The 22,000-nt window shown below is 42.6% G+C and carries 18 protein-coding genes; all 18 read left to right on the top strand.

Features of this window, described 5'->3' with window-relative positions:
• Position 1 precedes the first annotated feature (1 nt).
• The 18 genes from JWH17_RS11430 (at position 2) to JWH17_RS11345 (ending at position 21,915) form a co-directional block, all read left to right on the top strand.
• Entirely contained in the window at positions 2–2,116 is a 2,115-nt protein-coding gene (locus JWH17_RS11430; protein ID WP_205222755.1) for a hypothetical protein, read from the top strand.
• Between the two features lie 26 nt (positions 2,117–2,142).
• Positions 2,143–3,099 (top strand): glycosyltransferase family 2 protein, encoded by a 957-nt coding sequence (locus JWH17_RS11425; protein ID WP_332468407.1) that lies wholly within the window; start codon positions 2,143–2,145, stop codon positions 3,097–3,099.
• Positions 3,100–3,135: 36 nt separating this feature from the next.
• Entirely contained in the window at positions 3,136–4,251 is a 1,116-nt protein-coding gene (locus JWH17_RS11420) for a glycosyltransferase (protein WP_205222754.1), read from the top strand.
• 87 nt (positions 4,252–4,338) lie between these two features.
• Positions 4,339–5,502 (top strand): glycosyltransferase family 4 protein, encoded by a 1,164-nt coding sequence (locus JWH17_RS11415; protein WP_205222753.1) that lies wholly within the window; start codon positions 4,339–4,341, stop codon positions 5,500–5,502.
• A gap of 646 nt (positions 5,503–6,148) precedes the next feature.
• Positions 6,149–7,954: an ABC transporter ATP-binding protein gene (locus tag JWH17_RS11410; RefSeq protein ID WP_205222752.1), complete on the top strand. Its 1,806-nt coding sequence runs from the start codon at positions 6,149–6,151 to the stop codon at positions 7,952–7,954.
• Positions 7,955–8,285: 331 nt separating this feature from the next.
• Positions 8,286–9,137, top strand: a complete 852-nt coding sequence (locus JWH17_RS11405) for a lipopolysaccharide kinase InaA family protein (protein WP_205222751.1) — start codon at positions 8,286–8,288, stop codon at positions 9,135–9,137.
• A 28-nt stretch (positions 9,138–9,165) separates the two neighbouring features.
• Positions 9,166–10,005 (top strand): hypothetical protein, encoded by an 840-nt coding sequence (locus JWH17_RS11400; protein ID WP_205222750.1) that lies wholly within the window; start codon positions 9,166–9,168, stop codon positions 10,003–10,005.
• 143 nt (positions 10,006–10,148) lie between these two features.
• A complete protein-coding gene (locus JWH17_RS11395; protein ID WP_205222749.1) occupies positions 10,149–11,078 on the top strand; it encodes a putative nucleotide-diphospho-sugar transferase in 930 nt (309 codons plus the stop codon).
• Positions 11,079–11,154: 76 nt separating this feature from the next.
• Complete coding sequence (locus JWH17_RS11390; RefSeq protein ID WP_205222748.1) at positions 11,155–12,231, top strand: N-acetylneuraminate synthase family protein; 1,077 nt, start codon at positions 11,155–11,157, stop codon at positions 12,229–12,231.
• A gap of 472 nt (positions 12,232–12,703) precedes the next feature.
• A complete protein-coding gene (gene neuC / locus JWH17_RS11385; protein WP_205222747.1) occupies positions 12,704–13,831 on the top strand; it encodes a UDP-N-acetylglucosamine 2-epimerase in 1,128 nt (375 codons plus the stop codon).
• 11 nt (positions 13,832–13,842) lie between these two features.
• Positions 13,843–14,541: an acylneuraminate cytidylyltransferase family protein gene (locus JWH17_RS11380; RefSeq protein WP_205222746.1), complete on the top strand. Its 699-nt coding sequence runs from the start codon at positions 13,843–13,845 to the stop codon at positions 14,539–14,541.
• A gap of 86 nt (positions 14,542–14,627) precedes the next feature.
• A complete protein-coding gene (locus tag JWH17_RS11375; protein ID WP_205222745.1) occupies positions 14,628–16,055 on the top strand; it encodes a surface carbohydrate biosynthesis protein in 1,428 nt (475 codons plus the stop codon).
• Between the two features lie 235 nt (positions 16,056–16,290).
• On the top strand, positions 16,291–17,667 hold the full coding sequence (locus JWH17_RS11370; protein ID WP_205222744.1) for a hypothetical protein: 1,377 nt from the start codon (positions 16,291–16,293) through the stop codon (positions 17,665–17,667).
• Positions 17,668–17,678: 11 nt separating this feature from the next.
• Positions 17,679–18,776, top strand: coding sequence for a glycosyltransferase family 4 protein (locus JWH17_RS11365; RefSeq protein WP_205222743.1), 1,098 nt, complete (start codon positions 17,679–17,681; stop codon positions 18,774–18,776).
• A gap of 23 nt (positions 18,777–18,799) precedes the next feature.
• Positions 18,800–19,774, top strand: a complete 975-nt coding sequence (gene galE / locus JWH17_RS11360) for a UDP-glucose 4-epimerase GalE (protein ID WP_205222742.1) — start codon at positions 18,800–18,802, stop codon at positions 19,772–19,774.
• Positions 19,775–19,818: 44 nt separating this feature from the next.
• Positions 19,819–20,778: a UDP-glucuronic acid decarboxylase family protein gene (locus JWH17_RS11355; protein ID WP_205222741.1), complete on the top strand. Its 960-nt coding sequence runs from the start codon at positions 19,819–19,821 to the stop codon at positions 20,776–20,778.
• 96 nt (positions 20,779–20,874) lie between these two features.
• Positions 20,875–21,450: a hypothetical protein gene (locus tag JWH17_RS11350; RefSeq protein ID WP_205222740.1), complete on the top strand. Its 576-nt coding sequence runs from the start codon at positions 20,875–20,877 to the stop codon at positions 21,448–21,450.
• A gap of 120 nt (positions 21,451–21,570) precedes the next feature.
• A complete protein-coding gene (locus JWH17_RS11345; RefSeq protein ID WP_205222739.1) occupies positions 21,571–21,915 on the top strand; it encodes a hypothetical protein in 345 nt (114 codons plus the stop codon).
• Positions 21,916–22,000: the final 85 nt, after the last annotated feature.

Raw genomic sequence — 22,000 nt, 5'->3', positions numbered from 1 at the left:
TATGATGAAAAGGGATTTGCCGATCAAGGCAAAAATTCCAATAGTGGTGCTGTTTTTTCTGGCCTTGTGGGCATTGTTTCATCCCGGTAGTCATGATCAGCACACTAAGATGACAATTAGCGCTGGCACCGAATCCTCGGATGCCCTCCAAGTCTTTTGGGCGACCACTAAGCATTCCTACGTTCCAGAAAAAAGCTCTATTGCCCCGCTGCATCCGGGAAACCATGAGTATCACCTTCAACTTGCAGTCAATGGCAGGCTGCGCAAGTTGCGAGTTGATCCGGCAACCCAAAAAGATTTCGATATCACTATCTATAGGGTTCAGGTGGCAGCGGACGGTGAGGTGTTTGTTGATATTTCAGGCGATGAGCTTTTTGATATGGCCTCGTTGAAGCATCAAATTTCTATTGTCCCAGATGCAAGCGAGCAAAATTCTGTTCTCTCCACCACAGGAATTGATCCCTATTTTGAGCTGGATATCGAGACAGAGGTGCGTTCTCATTGGTGGAAAATTGAGATGAAGAACTGCTTAGCTGCTTTAGGGGCTACTCTCTTGTTTTGGTGTTTCCTCCATTTACTTACCGGCAAGAGATACCTTAGTTGCTCACATGATACCTATCCCTATAAGATTGGCCAATGGTGGATTTGGGGTGGCGTGGTATTGGTTACCGGGTTGTTTTTTACTCTGGTTCTGCCTGTTGTGCCTGGTAATCAGTGGGTGATACTCCATTGGATAGCCGTAGCCTATGTGATTGGGGCAGTGCTTTTTGTCCCTCTGTTTTGGTTGGTAACTCGACCACTTCATCGGGTGGCAGGAGTGAATCCTGGCCGTTATGCATGGCTTTGGTTTGCACTCCCTTGTGTGGTCGTCTGGTCCATGTATCTGTTAGCCTTTTGGCCTGGCTCTATGAGTCCGGATTCCTTAGACCAGTGGAAGCAGGTTTTGAATGGTCGTTGGAAAGATTGGCATCCAGCTTTTCACACCATGACTCTATGGCTGATAACTAGGGTTTATCTTTCGCCAGCCTTGGTTGCAGTAGTGCAAATATTTACCTTGGCGTCCACTGTGGGATGGGCCTTGAGTGTGCTTGGCAAGTATGGCATCAACCGCCGGGTTTTGTGGGTAGCCGCATTCCTCTGTGCCCTTTGGCCGGTCAATGGCTTCATGGTGGTGATTCTTTGGAAAGATTTGGCATACAGCGTGGTGCTCTTAATTCTCTCTATCTATATTTTTCAAATTGTATTGGAAAGAGGAAAGTGGCTGTGCTCTGTCAGAAATCTCTTTTTGTTGGGTCTGGTTTTGTTGCTGGTCTCTCTGTACCGGCATAACGGCATCGTTCCCGCTCTTTTGACACCGTTGATGCTGGTGGCATTTTATCCACGTCATTGGAGGAGGGTGATTGCGGTGTTGGTGCTAACTATACTTTGCCACGGTTTGATCAAGGGACCTCTGTATAGTTCGCTTGACGTCAGGATGGGAGGTCCGGTGGCGAAGGTAATCCAAGCGTTACGCAACGACTTTTTGCAGGGCAAGGACAAGGGTGCTTCAGAAAAACCACAGGTCATTATAGGAAGTCGTAGCGAGAAGCCGAACCCTGATCATGGAAAAAACTGGTTCACCACTGAGATTATTGAGCGAATCTACTCTGCTTCAGCCCTGTGGCGGGTGATGCCAATGAATTTTTTTCATAAGCGGATCGAACAAATCAATCTTTGGCAGGAGGGGTATGGAGAAGGAGCCCAGGTCAGGTATGTGTGTGGCAATCCCTATAATATCAAAGAGCGTCCTCTCTGGCCCCAAGCTACCCCTTGGCTTTACAAGGCATTTAACCAGTCCCTGCATAATCCTTGGTTGTTTTGGATGTGGCGCCCAGCAGTGTATCTCTATGCCCTGGTTGCTCTCTCCCTGGTTGTCTCCTTTCGTATTCGGAAAAGAATGTACCTGGTGCTTTTCCCGGCCTTGGTCAATTCGTTGCCATTGTTTCTGATTGTTATCCACAAATCTATTTTTCGCTATCATTACCCTATTGTTCTTTTGGGAATTGTATTATTTTTACCGTTGTTATTTTTTCAAGATATTGAAGTTAAGCCAAATGTCCCAAAAACCATAGGTTAATTAGCAGTTTTTGTAGAAGGGGAATTGTGAAAAAATTAATAATTCAAATACCTTGTTATAATGAAGGGGGGACGCTGGCCATTGCGCTTGCGGCACTCCCCACAGAGGTCGAGGGGTTCGACGTCGTTGAAAGATTAATAATAAATGATGGCTGTACGGACAACACCGTAGAGGTTGCTCTGGAAAATGGTGTAGACCATGTTGTTCATTTTCACAAAAATCATGGTCTGGCTAAAGGATTTATGGCTGGGTTGGATGCCTGTCTGAGATTAGGGGCTGATGTCATTGTCAATACGGATGCCGATAATCAGTACGATGCCGGCGATATCCCAAAATTAACGGCACCTATATTGTCAGGCGAGGCAGATATGGTGGTCGGGGCGCGGCCTATCAACGAGATTGAACATTTTTCCTCGCTGAAAAAAATGCTGCAGCGAGCTGGTAGCAAAGTAGTACGTATTGCCAGCAAGACCAATGTCGTGGATGCAACCAGCGGATTTCGTGCTTTCGGTCGTGATGCGGCCATGCGTATGAATGTGTTTAATGAATATACTTACACACTTGAAACCCTTATCCAGGCAGGTCAGAAGCGGATGACAGTTGCTTCTGTAGACATAGGCACTAACGGTTATCTACGTCCTTCTCGCCTTATGTCGAGCGTCTCTTCCTATATACGGAAATCGATCGCAACGATTATTCGTATATTTGTGGTGTATAAACCTTTTCGTTTTTTTATGAGTCTAGGCTCTCTATTGTTGTTTTTGGGTTTTTTACTGGGCGCTCGGTTCCTCGTTCAGTTCCTTTTGGGTAACAGTGCCGGACATATTCAGTCGTTGATTCTTACCTCTATTCTGATCGGCGGAGGGTTTCAAGTAATTTTAGTGGCTTTTCTTTCTGATTTACTTTCTGTTAACAGGAGACTTTTAGAAGATCTGCAGTATAGGATAAAAAAACAGGAATACGACGGTGGCAATAATGTTTAAAATCGTTGTACTTCCTGCAATATGGTGCAATTGAACATGCACATCGTTTTTTGGGGCACATATGATATCGGTAAGCCCCGTAATCGGATTTTATTACGTGGACTACGAGAGAATCAGGTAGAGGTTACTGAATGTCATCAGCATGTTTGGGCTGGAGTAGAGGATAAAAGCGGGTTGCGTAGTCCGTGGGCAAAGATCAGTTTTTTATTACGCTGGTTGACCGCCTATCCCATCTTGGTTTTTCGTTATTTACGATTGCCAAAACATACTGTCGTTATGGTCGGCTATCTGGGACAGCTTGATGTTTTAATTCTTTGGCCTTTTGCCAAACTTCGAGGTGCGCAAATTGTCTGGGATGCTTTCTTATCACTACATGACACGGTCGTCAATGATAGAAAATTGTGTAGCTCCAAAAGCATAACTGGTCGTTTCTTGTATTGGTGGGAGTGGCTGGCATGCAGAGCAGCAGACAGGGTGATTCTTGATACCAATGCGCATGCAAAGTTTTTTGAGCATCATTACCGGCTTGCCCCTGGGAAAACCGGGAGCGTCTTTGTTGGAGTAGAACCGGAAAAGTTTCGACCTTCTAAAACCCACAGCCACCAAGAGGTTACGAGACCTTTGTCTGTGTTGTTTTATGGTCAGTGTATTCCCCTGCATGGCATATCCATCATTGTCGAGGCTGCTCGTCTGCTTGAAGATGTTGCCGTTGAATTTACTTTAGTAGGCAGTGGTCAGGAACAGGCTCATATAAAAGAAATGCTTGAGGCCCATCCCTTGCCCTCGATTCGTTGTATTGCCTGGGTGGAGTATGAGCGATTGCATCAACTCATTGCAGAGGCTGATATCTGTCTCGGAATCTTCGGGGAGTCAGGGAAGGCTGGTCGGGTCATCCCTAATAAGGTCTTTCAGGTGCTCCAGTCAGAAAAACCGCTCATCACTAGAGACTCTCAGGCCATCCGTGAGTTGCTGGATTCAGATGTTCCTGGAGTATATTTGGTTGAGTCAGGGTCGGCCAAGGCTTTGGCTGAGGTGATAAGAGAGATTGCCAAGGCACCTGAACAGTTGCCTGCCGCCCCTTTGTACAAAGGAATCAAAGAACGAATTAAGCCTGGTTCTATAGGTAACCAGCTGTTGCAGGCGATAGGTTAGCTTGTTGAATGCCTACTCCAGGTTAGGAAGAAGAGTAGAAGAGGTGGTTGTAGAGAATGTGTAGTTTGACTGGAGACTAGATAGGGGATGCAGAAAATTTTGATGGTTACCGAGCGCTATATCCCGATTTGGGGTGGTGCTGAAAATCAGCTACGTCAGCTTATCCCTCATTTAGTCCGCAGTGGCAACGAGGTAACTGTGGTAACTCGTCGCTGGTCTGATGATCTTCCAAAATACGAGGAGGTGGATCAGGTGCCTGTTCACCGCCTAGGAGTTCCTGGCCGTTATCCCCTAACTACGGGGCTCTTTATCATAGAATTGCTTTTTTTCTTGATTGTCTCTGGGCGAAAGTTTGACTGGCTCCACTCTCACGGGGTGGTAAATATGGGTGTCCTCTGTAGGGTTGCGGCTTTTTTCAGTGGCGTGAAAAATATCGCCAAGATCGCCACCGCCGGTAAAGTTAAACCTCTGCAGAGAACTCTCTCTGGTCGAGGCTTGTTATGGTTGTTTAAGCAGTCCACTGCTGTGGTTTGCATGACAAGTGAAATTAGAGAAGAGCTCGATAGTATCGGTTTCCCTAAACAAGCAATGGTCTCTCTTCCCAATGCTGTCGACGGTAAACGTTTTTACAGGGAGTCTAACCCTTTAAAACGCCAACAGTTTCGAGAGTCTATAGGGGTGGAGTTAACGGCACAGCTGGTGCTATTTAGTGGTCGTTTGGTTCAGCGCAAGGGCGTTGATTTGCTGATCGATGCATGGCAGCGGTTGTACAATCAAAATCCTGAATGGTACTTGCTTATTCTGGGCAGTGGGGCTGGCCAAATTGATTCTGTTGAAGAGGAAATCAAGAACCAGGTCGTAGAACAGGGGGTGGAGCGAGTTCTCTTTTTGGGAGAAAGCGATAGGCCGCAGTTTTTCTTAGCTAATTGTGATGTTTTTGTTTTTCCTTCCCGTTTAGAAGGATTTCCCAATGCCCTCATGGAAGCCATGGCCGCAGAATTGCCGGTGGTGGCCTCACATATCGGAGGAAACTGCGATCTGGTTGTTGACCATGAGACAGGTCTTTTATTTGAGAAAGATAATCTTTCGGACCTTGTTGGGAGCCTGGAGCAACTAATTGTTGATCGTCAACTGAGAATTCGGTTGGGTAAAAGGGCAAGGGAAGAAATGGTGAAACGCTACTCTTTTGAAACCATTGCCGCTTTATATGAGCGGGTGTATGGAGAGATGGAGTACTATTTCCGAAGATAGCAAAACGTTTTTCTATGAAGGTCGGAAATGGAAGCGGCATAGGAGAAATTATAAATCAATAGTGTCAATTCGTATTTTTGAGCAAGATTTTGAAAAAATAAGACTAAACTTACATCCTATAAGCTTGTCCAATTGTTATTTCTTGTCATCTGTTTGGTTTCAATAAAGTGGTGTATTAAAAGCTGGATTCCGGAAATTTAAACTAGCCCTCCTGTCTGGTAGGTGTACCTGCGAAGAACCGATACGGAGCGGACAGCCTCGAGTTGTTGCACGAATTGTGTCACGCTGGGGACTCGTCGCGTTTATCTTGGTATTTTTTGAACGATGCTGGTAATGTTGCCCACCATTTCACGATATAAATACCTCGGCAGAGTGTCTTTTCAGCAGAGTCCCAACCCTCCAAGATCTGCCCGCTCAGCATACCGATGTATCGGAGTCGGAGCTTATCTGCTAATTGTTCCGCTTGTGAACATTTTAGCCAGGATTTAAGGGTGAGTAGGCACAGAAGGTCCTGTGCCTAACGTTGAAGTCGTAGTAAACTTTGCTTTGCTTTATGCTACGTTGATATTAGCTGTAAATTTAATTTAAGTGAGTCGATGTCCAAGATTATTATTGGTAATATAAAGAGAAAGGTCTTGTAGGAGATATGTTTGTTTTCGTAACTAAAATGCTTGAGCTGCTCTCTGCGGCTGAACGAAGGGAGATGTATTGGCTATTTATTGCAATGATTTTGCTTGCCTGCATCGAAGTAGCTAGTATCGGCTCAATCATGCCTTTTGTGACCGTCGTCGCAAACCCAGATGTCATAGTGAGTAATGACTGGTTGGCCTGGTTCTATTCTGTCCTTCATTTTCAATCTGATAATGCCTTTTTGCTGACACTAGGGGGGATCGTACTTTTTGTGTTGGTTGTCAGTAATCTTAGTACTGCGGTGATAACCTGGTGGATTTTTCGTTTTTCATGGATGCGTAATCATAGTCTTGCGAGACGATTGTTCGCCAAGTATCTATACGAACCATATGTTTTTTTTCTGAATCGTAACACAGCAGAGTTGGAAAAAAATATTTTGGACGAGGTGCAACTTATTATTGTTGGTGTTCTCAATCCGCTTTTGATGATTGTCAAAAATGGAGTGGTCATACTTTTTATTTTTCTATTTTTGGTAGCCATGGAACCAACATTGGCTATTATTGTTTCAATCACTTTAGGTAGTGCATACTGTACTTTATTCCTGATTAGTGGAAAGATGCTAAGCAGGATAGGGTGGGAAAGAGCGAAAGCCAATAAAAAACGTTTCAGGTTTGCTAGTGAAGCCTTGAGTGGTATTAAGGTTTTACGAGTACTGGGGAGGGAAAAATTTTTTTTAGATCAGTTTTCCATACACTCCTATCGTGTTTCATATAATTTTGCAAAAAAAGCTATCGTCGCACAATTGCCGAAATATGCTTTTGAGATCATTGCTTTTGGTGGTGTTCTCATCATTATTCTTTATTTCCTGGCCACTAAAAAAGATCTGGAACAGGTGATACCAATCCTTTCTTTGTATGCTTTTGCTGGTTACCGTTTGATGCCGGCCATGCAAACTATTTTTACCAAGGCTGCGAATATTCGTTATGCTTTACCTGCGCTAGATATTCTACACGAGGATATTTCACGTTCAGTTGATGCGAGAGACAATATCACTTCAGGTAATGAGAAAGAAATGCTCTGCTTGCGGGGACAGAGTATACGTTTGGATGATGTACACTTTGCATATCCTGGTCAGGATTCACCAGTTTTAAAGCAGTTCAATCTTTATATTCCAGGCCGAACAACAGTTGGCTTTGCAGGACCTACCGGATCTGGAAAAACCACAATCATTGATATCATACTTGGCCTTCTTTCTCCCCAGCATGGTAACCTTCTTGTTGATAATACTTTGATTTGTGAGGCAAACGTCAAAATTTGGCAAAAAAAGATCGGTTATGTGCCTCAGGATATTTTTTTAACTGATGAGAGTGTTGCTAAAAATATAGCGCTTGGAGTTCCGGAAGAAGATATTGACATGGGAATGGTAATTGAAGTCGCAAAAATAGCGAATTTACATGACTTCGTAATGACAGAATTACCAGCATCGTATGATACTGTTGTTGGTGAGCGCGGCATCCGTTTAAGTGGTGGGCAAAAGCAACGTATTGGTCTGGCACGTGCACTTTATCACGATCCAGAGGTCCTGATTCTTGATGAAGCAACAAGCGCATTGGATGGTCTCACTGAGAATGCTATTATGCAGGCTATAGATAACCTGTCCAGCAAGAAAACAATATTAATGATAGCACACAGGCTAACTACTTTACAGAAGTGCGATGAAATTTTTGTTCTGGATAAGGGGGAAATTGTAGCTCATGGTACCTACAATGAACTAGCTGAAAACTCAAAATATTTTCAAGATATTAAAAAACTTGAAGGCTAGGTTTTATTGCATTTTTCCTACTACTGTAGATATCTGTGGCTTTAATTCGGATAAGTGCTGTTAAAAAAATCCAATTTTTTCCAGGGGTAGTTTCTTAACGGTGTTTGTTTCTTTGTTTCCTCTAACTAGAAATAAATGTAAGAAGTGATGGAGTCTCTCTTTTTCTCAAGTCCTCCCGACCAGTTGCTAAAGGAAGATGCACGCCTTATTTGGTTGCCGTTTAAAAAATGTGTCTCAGCTAACACAGCGGTCTTAAATTTACAATAACTCCGGTGTCTATCATAGTATGGTTATACCTGGAATCCCTCATAGATTCTTTGGAAGAGGCTAAATGATTATTAAGGATCACCTTTGGATTAGTGATAAGTATAGAGAAATTTTCAATTGTGCTTCCTTGAACCAATTTGAAATTTTATATAGCGAGAAGCTCGGACAGCTGATTAGACAAGAGTCGGAGAAGTCTATACGTTATTTTGAAGTTCATCATAACGGTTCAACCTCTGGATATTATATTAAAAAAGAGAATGCTACCTTTGTTTCTCATCTGAAATCTTTACTAAGAAAGCTGAGTTTTCTTAAGCTTAACACCCAACACGAATTTGATCTTATTCAGTTGTACAAGAAGAAAGGCTTTGCTGTCGTTGAGCCGGTTGCACTAGGGGAAAGAAGGGCGTTTGGTATACCAATTTATGGCTTTCTTATTCAGAAAGAGGTCGTTGGTCATGAATTTATCGATCTTATGAAAGAGGGCTCTCAAGAAGAAAGGATTAAACTGCTAAAAGCCTACGGAAAACTTGTCGGAGAGTTACATTCAAAAGGACTCATTACAAGTATTGTGCGAGTGACTGATCTCATTTGCGTCTCATCGATAGACGGTTCATGGGAAGATATCCAGTTGATGGTAATTGATAGAGAAAAGGGACCGCTTACGATTGAACAATTTTCTTCAGCCAAAGGCGCGAGTATTTTAGCTTCAATTTTAATTAGATTTTTTATTTATGTTGATGCCCCATCAGCAAAAGAAGTCAGATCCTTTTTGAGGGTATATCTTAAGTTTTTAAATGTAAAAGAAGAAATATTTTTTAGAGAGATGTTTCTAGATGTTAAAAGGCAATTTAAAGTATTATATAGGGTATATAAAAATGATATTGATCCCGTGCATAAAGAATCAATATGCGCGTAATAGAATAGGTTAATTTGAGAAGTTTATTATGAAAGAGAGTTTGTGTATTGCAACCTATGCAAGCGGACGAGAATATCTTGAGTTTATACCTGTTTATATCTATTCTATCCTAAAGTCATACCCAGATTATGAAGTCGTTATTTTTTGTGCTGAAAATCTTCCTGATAATATAAGAAATAGTTTAAGTTACATTGAAGGAATGGGGGCATTCAGTGTAGAGGAAGGGTATCTAAAACATGTTCCTTCTGGTTTTGATAAGAGGAATTCTGCTGCTTGTAGGAGATGGTTTGTTTATTCTCAAAAATTTAAAGAATATAAGTATCTGTATATAGGTGATATTGATGTGTTCATCCTTCCAGAAGAAATGCCAATACATGAGCAGCACTTGAGGCACTGTGAAGCTATAAATTTAGATTACAGTAATGTTAGAAGGCGTACCAATGGTAAGCGAGTTTCAGGCTTGCATTTTATTAAAACTGAAGCTTATTTGGAAAGTATGCTGCCTGTCTTAGAGAAATACAAAAGATTATACAATGATAATCAGCTGCATCATTATGAAAACGATGAATATATGCTTTTCGATATTATTTCTGAATCTGGTCTGGGATTGTGTCCAAGAGCAATAGCCGGTGAATGGATTGATCCTGCTGATTCTTCTTTCCGACCTGTTCACGGTGTACATCTTGCAGTTTTTAGAGACTTTTTTGTCAAAAAAAGACGCTTTAGATCGAAGTCATTTAGAGCGAGCATGAGAAAACTTCAACTTATCGTCAAAGATCCAGTTTTTAAGAAAATAGAACAGAACTTTGAAGCTAAAATGATTAAGAGGATTTTTAAGCGGGTGCATACGTATGACTTCTCTGATTGAATGATTAAGTAAAAACATCCCTCCTGAAAGTATTATGATTTTTATTCTGAGTATACATGCAAATTACCTGTAAGAGGTTGCACTTTTTATATCGATGTGAGCTCAAATCTCTGTTTGTACAAAATTTATAATGAGTCATGCTCATGAATAAGTATAGTGGACTTGAATTGGTATATGTAGCATTTGGTTTTGAATATTTACTAATGGCTACCCATTCTGCTCAAACTGCCAAGAAGCATAATCCAGAAATAACTTGTACGGTTGTAACTAATTTGCCTATTAAAGATGGCTCTTCTCTTTATAATTTTTTTGATACAATTGTTTGTGTCGATTTAGAAAACAACAAAAATAGAGATATTAAAACTAGTGTCATTGATTTTGTAAGTAAATCTAACTGTGCGTTTATTGATTGTGACGTTGAAATTCTTGGTGACCTTTTACCAGTTGTGAAATGCCTGGAGAGGTACGATATCGCTGCTAAGCTTACCTCTCTTCCAACAAGAAAAGACTATGAGATAGATAACCATGTCCATGGTAGTGTTTTTCCTCAATGGAATAGTGGCGTGATTTTTTTTCGTAAAAATAATAGAATAGAACATTTTTTTCGTGATTGGAAAAAATTTTATGATGCATTGGGAAAAAGAAGCGATCAGCCTGGTTTTGCCAAGGCTATATATGAAAATCCTGATCTGCGTATGTTGTCTTTAGGTTGTATTTGGAATACATTTGAAATTGATTTGCAGTTGTTGAAAAAACAGAAAATGTTGAATGAATGCAGAATATGGCACTACCGTGATCCTAGGCATTTTCCAGAAGTGGCAATAAGGATTTTTGGATATTTTGAAGAGGTGAAGGGGGCGATTGACTATAAAGACAAAAAGGTAGAAGACGAGATCTTTACCATTTACGAAAAATATAAGATACTTACCTCTTTCTATTATCGAAATAAAATATTGCGGAGTGTGTATACTTTTTTACGTCACCTGTTGGAAGCGATGGGAGTTAGTTTTAAGGGGAAGCTCAAGCGGGTTCGTTATAAGGAAGGAGCTAAATTTAAATATCTTGATAGATGAGCGAGCAGTAGCAGCAATTTACATCTCCTAAGATCGGGGTAGGGCAAGTGTATGAGCGTAGTGTTTCGTGTAATTTATGATCAATAGGAAGAAAGTTGTGAAACCGAAAATTAATATTGGTCATAGGGTTGTCGGTGAAGACTTTCCACCAGTGGTTATAGCTGAAATTGGAATTAATCACGAGGGGGAACTGGAGGTCGCCTGTGAGATGGTGGATGCGGCTATCGCTGCTGGTGCTGAGATTATAAAACATCAGACCCATGTTGTCGAAGATGAGATGAGTCCTGCTGCCCGGGAGGTGATTCCAGGAAATGCGGATGTTTCTATATATGAAATTATGGAACGTTGCGCCTTGTCGGAAAAAGAAGAAATAGAGCTCAAATCCTATGTGGAAAAGCAAGGAGCGATATTCATCAGTACACCTTTCTCGAGGGCAGCAGCCGAACGGTTAGAACGAATGGGGGTCTGTGCTTATAAAATAGGGTCTGGAGAATGCAATAATTACCCTTTGATTGAGCATGTTGCAGCTTTTGGCAAGCCGATGATCATAAGCACTGGCATGAATACGATTGAGAGTGTAGAGAGAACTGTTGATATTGTTCGGCGGCATGGTGTGCCTTATGCTTTGTTGCACTGTACTAATGTCTATCCGACGCCATCCCATTTGGTAAGGCTGGGGGGAATGCAACAGCTTCAGCAATCTTTTCCTGATGCCGTAGTTGGGTTGTCTGATCATACAACTTCAAATTTGGCCTGCCTTGCGGCGACTGCAATGGGTGCTTCGATTTTAGAGCGGCATTTTACAGACCGAATAGACCGTCCCGGTCCAGATATTGTCAACTCCATGGATCCCGTTGAGCTTAAAGCGTTGATTGAGGGAAGTCAGGAAATCGCGAAAATGCGTGGTGGTAGGAAAGAGGCTGCAAGTGAGGAGCAGTCGACTATAGATTTCGCTTTTGCCACCGTGGTATCTATTAAAGATATACAAGAAGGAGAACTACTTTCTTTGGAAAATATATGGGTAAAGCGACCGGGGACCGGCCCGATTTCGGCCGATCTTTTCGATAAAGTCGAGGGGTGCAGAGCTGCTCGAAATATTCCAGTAGATCAGCACCTACAGTTTGAAGATATAGAAGGGTTCGATAAGGGGTAAGCTGGTGACGTTTTTTCGGGCTCCAGAGCCTGTAGATCCAGTTGGTTGCGTCTATCGTAATTTTTTTAACAGTTTGGTGGGTGAGGGGATTGTTGACGGTCAGGCCTCTGTTTAGTATAGCTAATTTCTCGTTGTTATGAGAATCATTGAGTAGTACTTTCGTTTTTTTAGTTAATGGTGAGGCGATGTCGGAGATAACGCAACAGGAATTTATTTATACCCCTTTTACGTTCCAAAGCATATCAAAGAAGAGTTACTGTCCTATCCTGAAGCTATTGTCTTAATATAGTTTTGATATCCCCTGCCCCTCCTCTGTTGTTATTGATGAACAGATCCGTAAAGAATTTTTCCTAATCCAAATATTAGAAAACTGAAGCGGTTAATTGTTCAGCGCTTACTGGTGACCTGCAAGGTTGAGCGGGTTAAAGCTGTTCTTAGTATTCCCTTGTAAAGAGTTTATGGATTGAAAAGGATGCGTAAAATAGTTTTTGTTACAGGCACGCGTGCTGATTTTGGCAAGCTAAAACCCTTGATCAGGGCTGTTCATGAACACCCTGATTATGAGTATACAATTTTCGTTACCGGTATGCATTTACTCTACCAATACGGGTTTACTGTGGACGAGGTGAGAAAGGCTGGTTTTCATAATATTTTTACTTTCATGAATCAAGTCCAAGGGGAGCCTATGGAGATGGTTTTAGCCAACACCATCAAAGGGCTGTCCAGGTATATGCACGAGGTGGTCCCAGATATGCTGGTCGTTCATGGCGATCGGGTTGAAGCTCTTGCCGGCGCTATAACAGGCGCCTTAAGGAATGTACTCGTTGGGCATGTAGAAGGCGGTGAAATCTCAGGTACCGTTGATGAACTGATTCGGCATGCGGTTACCAAAATGTCACATATACATTTTGTGGCCAATGAGGAGGCTGCTGACAGGCTGCGGCAACTTGGTGAGCAAGACAAGTCTATCTATGTGATTGGTTCTCCTGATGTAGACATCATGTTGTCTGATGATTTACCAACAATTGAGGAGGTTAAATCCTATTATGATATTGGGTTTGATGAGTATGGAGTTGTGCTTTATCATCCGGTCACTACCGAAGTCAAAGACCAGCGAAGGAATGCTGAAGTGTTGGTAGAATCATTGTTGGAATCAGGGAATAATTATGTGGTTATCCATCCTAACAACGACACCGGCAGTGAAGAAATATTCCATGCTTATAAAAAAATGGAAGGACTTTCTTGTTTTAGAATATTTCCATCGATGCGATTTGAGTATTTTATAACATTGTTGAGGCATTCCCAGTTTCTTATAGGCAACTCAAGCGCGGGAGTGCGTGAGACACCGACCCTCGCTGTTCCTTCAATAAATCTCGGAACCAGGCAACATAATCGTTACAGGTATTCTTCTATCCTTAATGCTAACATGGGGAAGGCGGCCATATTGGAATCGATTGAAAAGGCCCTTTCCCTGGATAATGTAAAACCGAGTCACCATTTTGGTTATGGAAATAGTGTAAAGAATTTTATGCTTGCTTTGGGGGAGGAGATGATCTGGGAAACAGAAAAACAAAAACAGTTTTTAGATATTTTTTTCTAAGTGATAAGTATATGAGCATTGTAGCCATAATTACAGCAAGAGGCGGCTCAAAAGGTCTAATTAGAAAGAATGTGCGAAAGTTAGCAGGCAAGCCTTTGATAGTGCATACTATTGAGGCGGCACTCCAGAGTCGTTATGTAACAACTTGCTTGGTGACGACAGAGGATGCTGAGATTAAACAGGTGAGTTTAGCCGCCGGAGCAAAGGTCCTTGACAGGCCTGTCGAGTTAGCTGAAGACGGAAGCCTGAGTCGAGATGTAGTTCTCCATGCCCTTCAAGCTCTAGAAAGGCAAGGGGCCTTACCAGAGTACTTTATCCTGCTGCAGCCCACCTCACCTTTACGCACTGCTTGTCATATAGACGCTTGCATCCAGCAGTTCCTTGCAGAGGGGGGCGGAAGCTGTGTCAGTGTCACCCGCTCTGAACATAGTCCGTTTAAGATGTTTCAAACTGTTCAGGGTAAGCTCACTCCTCTATTTACGTGGGACGAGCTAGATAAACCACGTCAGCAACTTCCCGTGACTTATAGACATAACGGTGCTATGTATCTTGCTGCCTGTAGGGATTTTATTGTAAAGAAAACTTTTTTTATTAAGCCGGTTGTCCCATATGTTATGGGAATGGCTGAGAGCATCGATATTGACAGCGCTGACGACCTAGCCCTTTGCGAAAGCGTGCTTGCTCATCAAGAAGCAGCTCAATGCACATAAAATGAATTATCTCTGGATGTTTATGGAGAGCTTTAGCACCAAGCACCTCCTTATCATAATATATACTTATAGTTTGTGACTAGATTATGCGAACAGGAAAAAAAGCGAAACATATCTATGTTCCTATAGAGATAAAAGTTAGGGAATTTGATGCCAAACTATTTTTTTCTCTTGTCGCGGCTGAAAATGGGTATCGTGTGGTTTTCGGGGATCAAAAAAAGTTGCGTAGGCAGGTAACCTGGTGGCCGAGGGGGATCTATTTGGATAAGAGTGCCGCCGCTACAAAAGTTAAATGGTTCAAGTTCTTTAGAAGTTTGGGACACAAGGTGGCGGCTTGGGATGAAGAAGGGTTGATCATTCATGAAGACACTTATCTTGATCGGCGTTTTTCAGGTACATCGTTTCGTATGCTTGAAACATTCTTTGCATGGGGTGACTGTCAGGCTGGATTGATAAAGCAGCGCTATTCAGATCGAGCTGAGATGGTGGCTGTTGTGGGTAACCCCAGAATGGACATGCTGCGGCCAGAGGTGCGTGGATATTACAATTCCCAGGCAAATGCGATTAAGCAGAAATATGGAAACATTATTCTCATCAATACAAATTTTAGCTTTTATAACCATTTTATGGACTCATCTTTAGGGAAGAAGGTTTTTCTGAAGAATCATCCTGAAATGGGTGAGCAATTTGTAGATGGTTGGATCGACTACCAACGAACTATTTTTCAGTCCTTTGTTGAGCTGTTACCTCTATTAGAAAAGAAATTTCCAGATCATACGATCGTCATAAGGCCTCATCCCGCAGAAAAACACAGCACTTGGCATGAGGTGGCAAAAGAATTTAAGAATGTTAAAGTAGTACATGAAAACAATGTTATCGAGTGGCTCCTGGCTTCCAAGGCAGTCATTCATTCTAACTGTACTACAGGTGTGGAGGCTTTTTTATTGGATAAGCCTGTCATTGCCTATCGGCCTATTATTTCTGAGCACTACGAGTCTTATCTGGCAAACTTGTTGAGTATCGGTGTCACTAAGAGCGAGGAACTATTATCTGTGCTCCAGAAGAGCCTTGATGGAGGACAATCAAAATCTACTTCTTTGGACGAAAAACGCATTCTTGCTGGTAAATATATCGCGGCAATGGATGGCACCTTGGCAACCGAGAAAATTGTTGCTTGCCTGAATGGTATCGCTATAGAAAAAGTTGGCCCGAAGCTGAAAGGTGGTGAGCTGGCACACAGGGCGTTCAGGGAAATTTTGCCGTTTTCCAAGAGATTTTACAATGAACTCAAATCGAGCCTTGGTACCTTGCTCGCACAGATGAAAAAAGGGGCAAAGGGTGATGGTAAAACAGTCTTTGATCTAAGTAGAGAAGTTCATAAACAAAAGATTCCCGAGCTCACTCTTCAAGAAATTCAGCAGAGTGTAGAAAATTTTAGATCGGTATTGGGACGTTTTGAGCAAGTCGAGGTTTATGAGGTCGGAGATGGCTGCTTTGAAATTGTTCAGCCATAAATGCTTTCCGTGTATTTCTTTAGGGTAGTTTCTAAGGCAGATTTCCGTTAATTGAGATAGCCAAGGAGGCTTCTTGCTTGGTTACAGAGACAAGATTTCACCCAGCCGAATTGGAAAGGTCTATTAAGGTGGTTATGGTGGGCAGCTTTGGTTGCAGGCCTGGTAAAGCAATCCGGCTCTCTTGGGTTTCGTCGTTAGAGCCTCAAGACAGTGTTGAAATCATTTTGCTGCAGTGATGAGAAAAATACTCAAAAAGATTATTCCTGAGTGGTTATGGCCTTGGTTTAGGTGGATCGATAAATACCTGATCAACCTGATGTATGGCTTTTTTGTTTTAAAGCTGTTACCCGCCCGGAAACGACTCAATACTTTTCGCATTATTGAGCAGTCCTTGCCAATTTTTCCGACAAATATAGTCTTTGATTCTTCTCCTGCAGCTGATATTACCAACTCTTTGGACAAGTATAATATTGCTTACAAGAGTGGACGGCACAGTGCCTACTTGTCTGGTCATAAAGCTTTGGCTCAAATCAATCAGGCCCTGACTGGTCGCTACCCGGAACCCTTTGGCCTGAAAATTATCAAGAGTAGACAGTTGTCGCCGGATGGTTCACCTTACTATACTTCTGAGTTGCTGGCCCCGGCATCAACCAACTGGAGCATGCGAGCCATTGGTAGTGTTTTCGAAAAAAGCATTGTTTCCAATTTGCTTCATGAGGAGGGAGTGGCTCCTCGTGTATATGATATAATCACCTTGAAAAGTGTGGACAACGTTGTTTACTTTGCGTTGGTGGTCCAGCATATAGAGGGACCGGTGGTTCACGGTTCTGAAGGCACCACTTTTATTAAGGGTTTTAAAAATGTGCTCAAACAGAAAGGGTTAGCAACGGTAAGTATAGCTGAGCATTGCGATTTAAGAGCACCGTTGTTTCGGGATAATATCGTTCGTGACAATAACCGGACGTATTATGTGGATATTCAGAATTTTATATTGTCTGATCTGAACAAGATAAGTGAACTTGAGCATGCTATTCAAGCCAGGTATCATGGCGATCTACTTTCCGACTTGTTCCTGAGTACAAAGGCGTTGACTCGTACGGGAGAGAGCCTGTTTGCTCGGTTTGGCAGCACTCTTGCCACTATGATTGAGAAGAGTGGTTTTTCTGTTGAGCGCAGCGTGGTCCTCGATTCCTGTTATGGTGTGGGCACAGCGTTGAGCTGCTTACTGAGCCACGGTCTTTATTGGGGGTATGTGATTCGCCCTGAAACAGACTGTTCGTTGTTGAAATCCTGGCTGTACATCTCTGGGGCTAGTCGATTTGATTGTTGTACAGCGGCGCAATATCTTACAGATAATATTAATAAGGCTCATCGTTTTGCCTCTTGCTCCATTGGATTAATTTGCGATGGCAGCATGGCGCAATTTATTGAAAATACAGCAGGGCTGTTGCACTATGATTTTGTGGTAATCATTCATCAGAATAAAATTGCCTCAGGGGGGCAATCGATATTGCAATCCTTGGGCTATGGTGTTGCTGTGGAGGAACGATTTTTTATCGGCGCAGCGAACTTAGCGATTGCCGTGTATATAAAAATCCATGCGGATAAGTAATATTTTGACTGATGGCTACGACTAGTAATAGAGCAGTTCTTATTCTTGCTGATGGTATGCCGGCAGGAGGGACCGAGCGGCAGATCGTAGCTCTGCTAAAAGGTTTCAAGGAGCATTGCCCCCATATATACACTCTTTTTGGTGTACTGGTAAAGGGTGGAGCGAGAGAGGGGGAAGCACATTTTTGGGCCAATGAGGTTGTCTCAATTCCTCAGTCCCATCAGTTGGATATCTCCATGGCCTGGTCGGTAACAGGGCTGGTCAAAAAGCATAAAATTGATATCATACATACCTTTGGCAGTATCTCTGATCTAGCAGGTGTGGTTGCCGCCAAATTGACAGGGGCTAAGTTGGTCAATGGCTCGATACGATCTGCCAGGAGGCGTCTTACACGGCGTGATCGCCTCAGCAAGTTTGCCATGAGATTTGCAGACAGGGTCGTGGCCAATTCACAAGCCGGACTGCGGGCCTTTGGGGTGGAAAAGTGGAGATCGGTATCAGTGATTTACAATGGGCTGGACCAGCGTAGATTTGATACGGTGAAGCCTTTCCTCCATAGTGCGCCCTATCTGTGCATGGTTGGGAATTTTACAGCAAAGAAAGATCATCAGGCCTTGATTAAGGCTTTTCCTGAAATAAGGAAGAGGTTTCGACATTACCACCTTTTTTTGATAGGTAAAGGGGAGTTGGAAAAAGCTTGTCAAGATCTTATAGGTTACCTTGGGTTACAAGAGAGTGTCGTTATAATCAATGATTGCAGTGCGCCTGAATCGTACATTAAGGGTGCTGCAGTCTGCATCCTGTTAAGTCCTGATGGTGAAGGACTTTCGAATGTGGTGATGGAATACTGTGTTTTGGGAAAGCCGGTGGTGGCAACCAATTTAGGCGGTAATTCGGAAATTATTGAGCATGGGGTTTCGGGTATTCTACTTGAGAGCCATTCACAATTGGAAATCAGCCGTACTTTGCTTGCGCTGCTCTCCGATGAAGCTAAGTGCGAACGTTTGGCAAATCAAGCAAAGCAGACCATCCGTGAGAAGTTTTCACTCGAACGGATGATTGCAGAGTATGTACAACTCTATGAACAACTACTCAGTTCAGATAGGTGACAACGAATGTCGAGATGTATAATATGAATAATTCTATATTAGTTACCGGTGGAGCCGGGTATATAGGGAGTCATACCTGTAAGGTGCTTAAAGGTAATGGTTACTTGCCTGTTACCTATGATAATTTGGTCTATGGCCATAAAGAGGCGGTGAAGTGGGGACCTTTTGAAGAAGGCGATATACTTGACTCAGATCGCCTGCGGGAAGTTTTTGAACAGTATAAGCCCTCTGCGGTTATTCATTTTGCAGCATTCGGATATGTTGGTGAATCGGTGGTTGATCCTGGAAAATACTATACCAATAACGTCGCGGGAACCGTTAACTTGCTTGAACTCATGCGAAGCGTTGGGTGTGAAAAAATCGTATTTTCAAGTACCTGTGCTACTTTTGGTATCCCTGACGCTTTGCCTTTGACTGAAGCCTCACCCCAGCGGCCGATTAATCCTTATGGATGGAGCAAGCTTATGATCGAGCAGATCCTTGCCGATTATGATACAGCATATGGTCTTAAACATGTGGCGCTTCGTTATTTCAATGCTGCGGGTGCCGACCTTGATGGGGAGACGGGAGAAAATCATACCCCTGAAACCCACCTCATTCCACTTGTGCTCGAAGCAGCCTTGGGAAAACGTGAGAAGATCGTTGTGTATGGTAACGATTATCAAACATCCGATGGTACGGCAATCCGTGATTATGTCCATGTTATGGATCTTGCGGATGCGCATGTTAAATCACTTGAGTTGCTCGCAGCAACAGGAACCAGCGATCAGTTTAACCTTGGCTCAGAAACTGGCACTTCTGTTAAAGAGATAATTGATATCACAGCGTCGGTTAGTGATACAAGGGTGCCGTTTGAATATGGACCAAGAAGGGATGGCGATCCGCCGCTTTTGGTGGCAAATGCCGAAAAGGCCAAAAGAATTTTATTATGGAAACCCCGGTTTTCAGAGACATCGACGATTATACAAAGCGCCTACGATTGGCATAAGCGGCAGTAAATTAAAATCGCAATAATGATATACTCGGTAGCCACGGAGGCACTGTGAGGTTTTCAAAAAAAAGAATATTGGTAACTGGTGGCAGCGGGTTTCTTGGTTCACATCTCTGTGAGCGATTGTTAGAGCAGGGGAATGATGTCCTGTGTCTTGATAATTTCTTTACAGGTACCAAGGAAAATATTATCCACTTAATGGATAATCCTAATTTTGAACTTTTGCGTCATGATGTGACCTTTCCGCTTTATGTAGAGGTGGATGAGATTTACAATTTGGCCTGTCCAGCCTCTCCGATTCATTACCAGTTTGACCCTGTGCAGACTACCAAAACCTGCGTCCATGGCGCAATAAACATGCTGGGCTTGGCTAAACGGGTCAAAGCAAAAATATTTCAGGCGTCGACCAGCGAAGTGTATGGTGATCCCCAAGTCCATCCACAGGTTGAGTCCTACTGGGGTCGGGTAAACCCCATTGGGCACAGGTCATGCTATGACGAAGGCAAACGGTGTGCAGAGACTTTGTTTTTTGATTATCATAGGCAGCATAACCTTCGTATAAAAGTTGGCCGTATTTTTAATACCTATGGACCGCGGATGCATCCTAATGATGGCAGGGTGGTCTCCAATTTCATAGTGCAGGCCCTGCAAGGTAAGCCGATGACCATTTATGGTGATGGGAGTCAGACCCGGTCGTTTTGTTATGTCAGTGATTTGATAGATGCCTTTGTCGGCATTATGGCTACAGAGGACTCATTCACAGGTCCTATGAATATGGGAAATCCTGGCGAATTTACGATTAGAGAACTTGCTGAAATTATAATTGAATTGACGGGATCTAGCTCCAAACTGGTTTTTGAACCATTGCCAAGCGATGATCCGGTTCAACGAAAGCCCGATATTTCTTTAGCTCGGCAAAAACTCAAATGGAACCCTGAAACAGTGCTAAGAGATGGGCTTAAGGTGACTATTGATTTTTTTGACACTTTATTGGCAAAAGCTGCTCGGTAATTTGAGGAATGGTCAGGGGAATGGTATTTTTTCGTATGGCTATAATGATTGGTAAAATTAAAGTGTTAGATTTCTTTATCGTAGGGGAAAGCTAAAATGAAAAAAAATGTAATTCTGATGGGCATGTTGTGTCTTAGTATAATTGTGGGATGCGATAATGGTGGCGACGAGGGTGATAATGATGGAGAAAGTTCTGCTGTCGCTCCATCCTCTACTGCAACCAGCACAACAGCCTCAAGGAGTACCTCACCTTCCACTGTAACTTTAAATGCTTTTTCCGATTTCAGCTGTACCTCCGGATGGACCAATAGAGATGGTGCTCTAGGATTACGTGCTGGCAGCGGGAGTGGAACGTGTACTGCTGAGTTTCCTGGTGTATCCGGGTCGTATAGTATACAGATCAAAGTACAGGCAGAAAGGGATGGTTCTCCTGCTTATAGTTTATCTATAAATGGAAATACGGTCCAGTCCGGTAATTACCCGTATGCATGTGGTAGTCTGATGTGCAATACCCCATATGAGCAATGTCGTGATAGTAACAAAATGATAAGTGTCGGGCGATTTCAAGTGAATAATGGTGATACCATTGAATTTTACGGTCAAGAAACATACCCTTGCGGGAGCAGCCACGGGGCATATGCCAAATGGCATCAAATTATATTATCCCCGTAATTACTAAATTAATATATACCCTGCTTGTTTATAATGGTTAAATATATCGTACTTTTTTTTTGTCTGTCGTTGTTGGGTCTGTGTTCTGCGAATGCCAAAGATACTGAAACAACGTGCGTGATGTATGGTGAGTCTGATTTTACAGTAGAGAAGTATACCTTTACCCCTGAAGAGAAATTTTTTGCTGTTATTGATTTGACAGAAATACCTCCTGGTGAATATCTGATAACAATTGATTGGCAGAATCCCACTGGCCAGATAGCGCGACAAAGTAGCCACTCTTTATTGCTGGAAGATCCTAAGGATCATTTCCGCTTATATTCTTGGCTCAAGCTTTGGAAAAACGGATTTCTCACAAGGTCCTTTACTGGCAGAGAATTCAATGATAACTATTTTGGGGAGTGGCACTTGGCAGTGTATGTTAACGGGCAGTTGGTTGTACGCCAGCAATTTCAGGTTACCTGATTTTTAATTTATTTCTCTTTCCATAGGTGATTTATTTTATCTCCATATCACCGTTCGGAAACAGAATCATATTCCGTTCAAGAGT

The organism is Desulfogranum marinum (genome assembly GCF_016918565.1).
Lineage (GTDB): Bacteria > Desulfobacterota > Desulfobulbia > Desulfobulbales > Desulfobulbaceae > Desulfogranum > Desulfogranum marinum.
The sequence above is the reverse complement of the archived record's forward strand: the minus strand, read 5'-3'. Positions and strand labels throughout refer to the sequence as shown.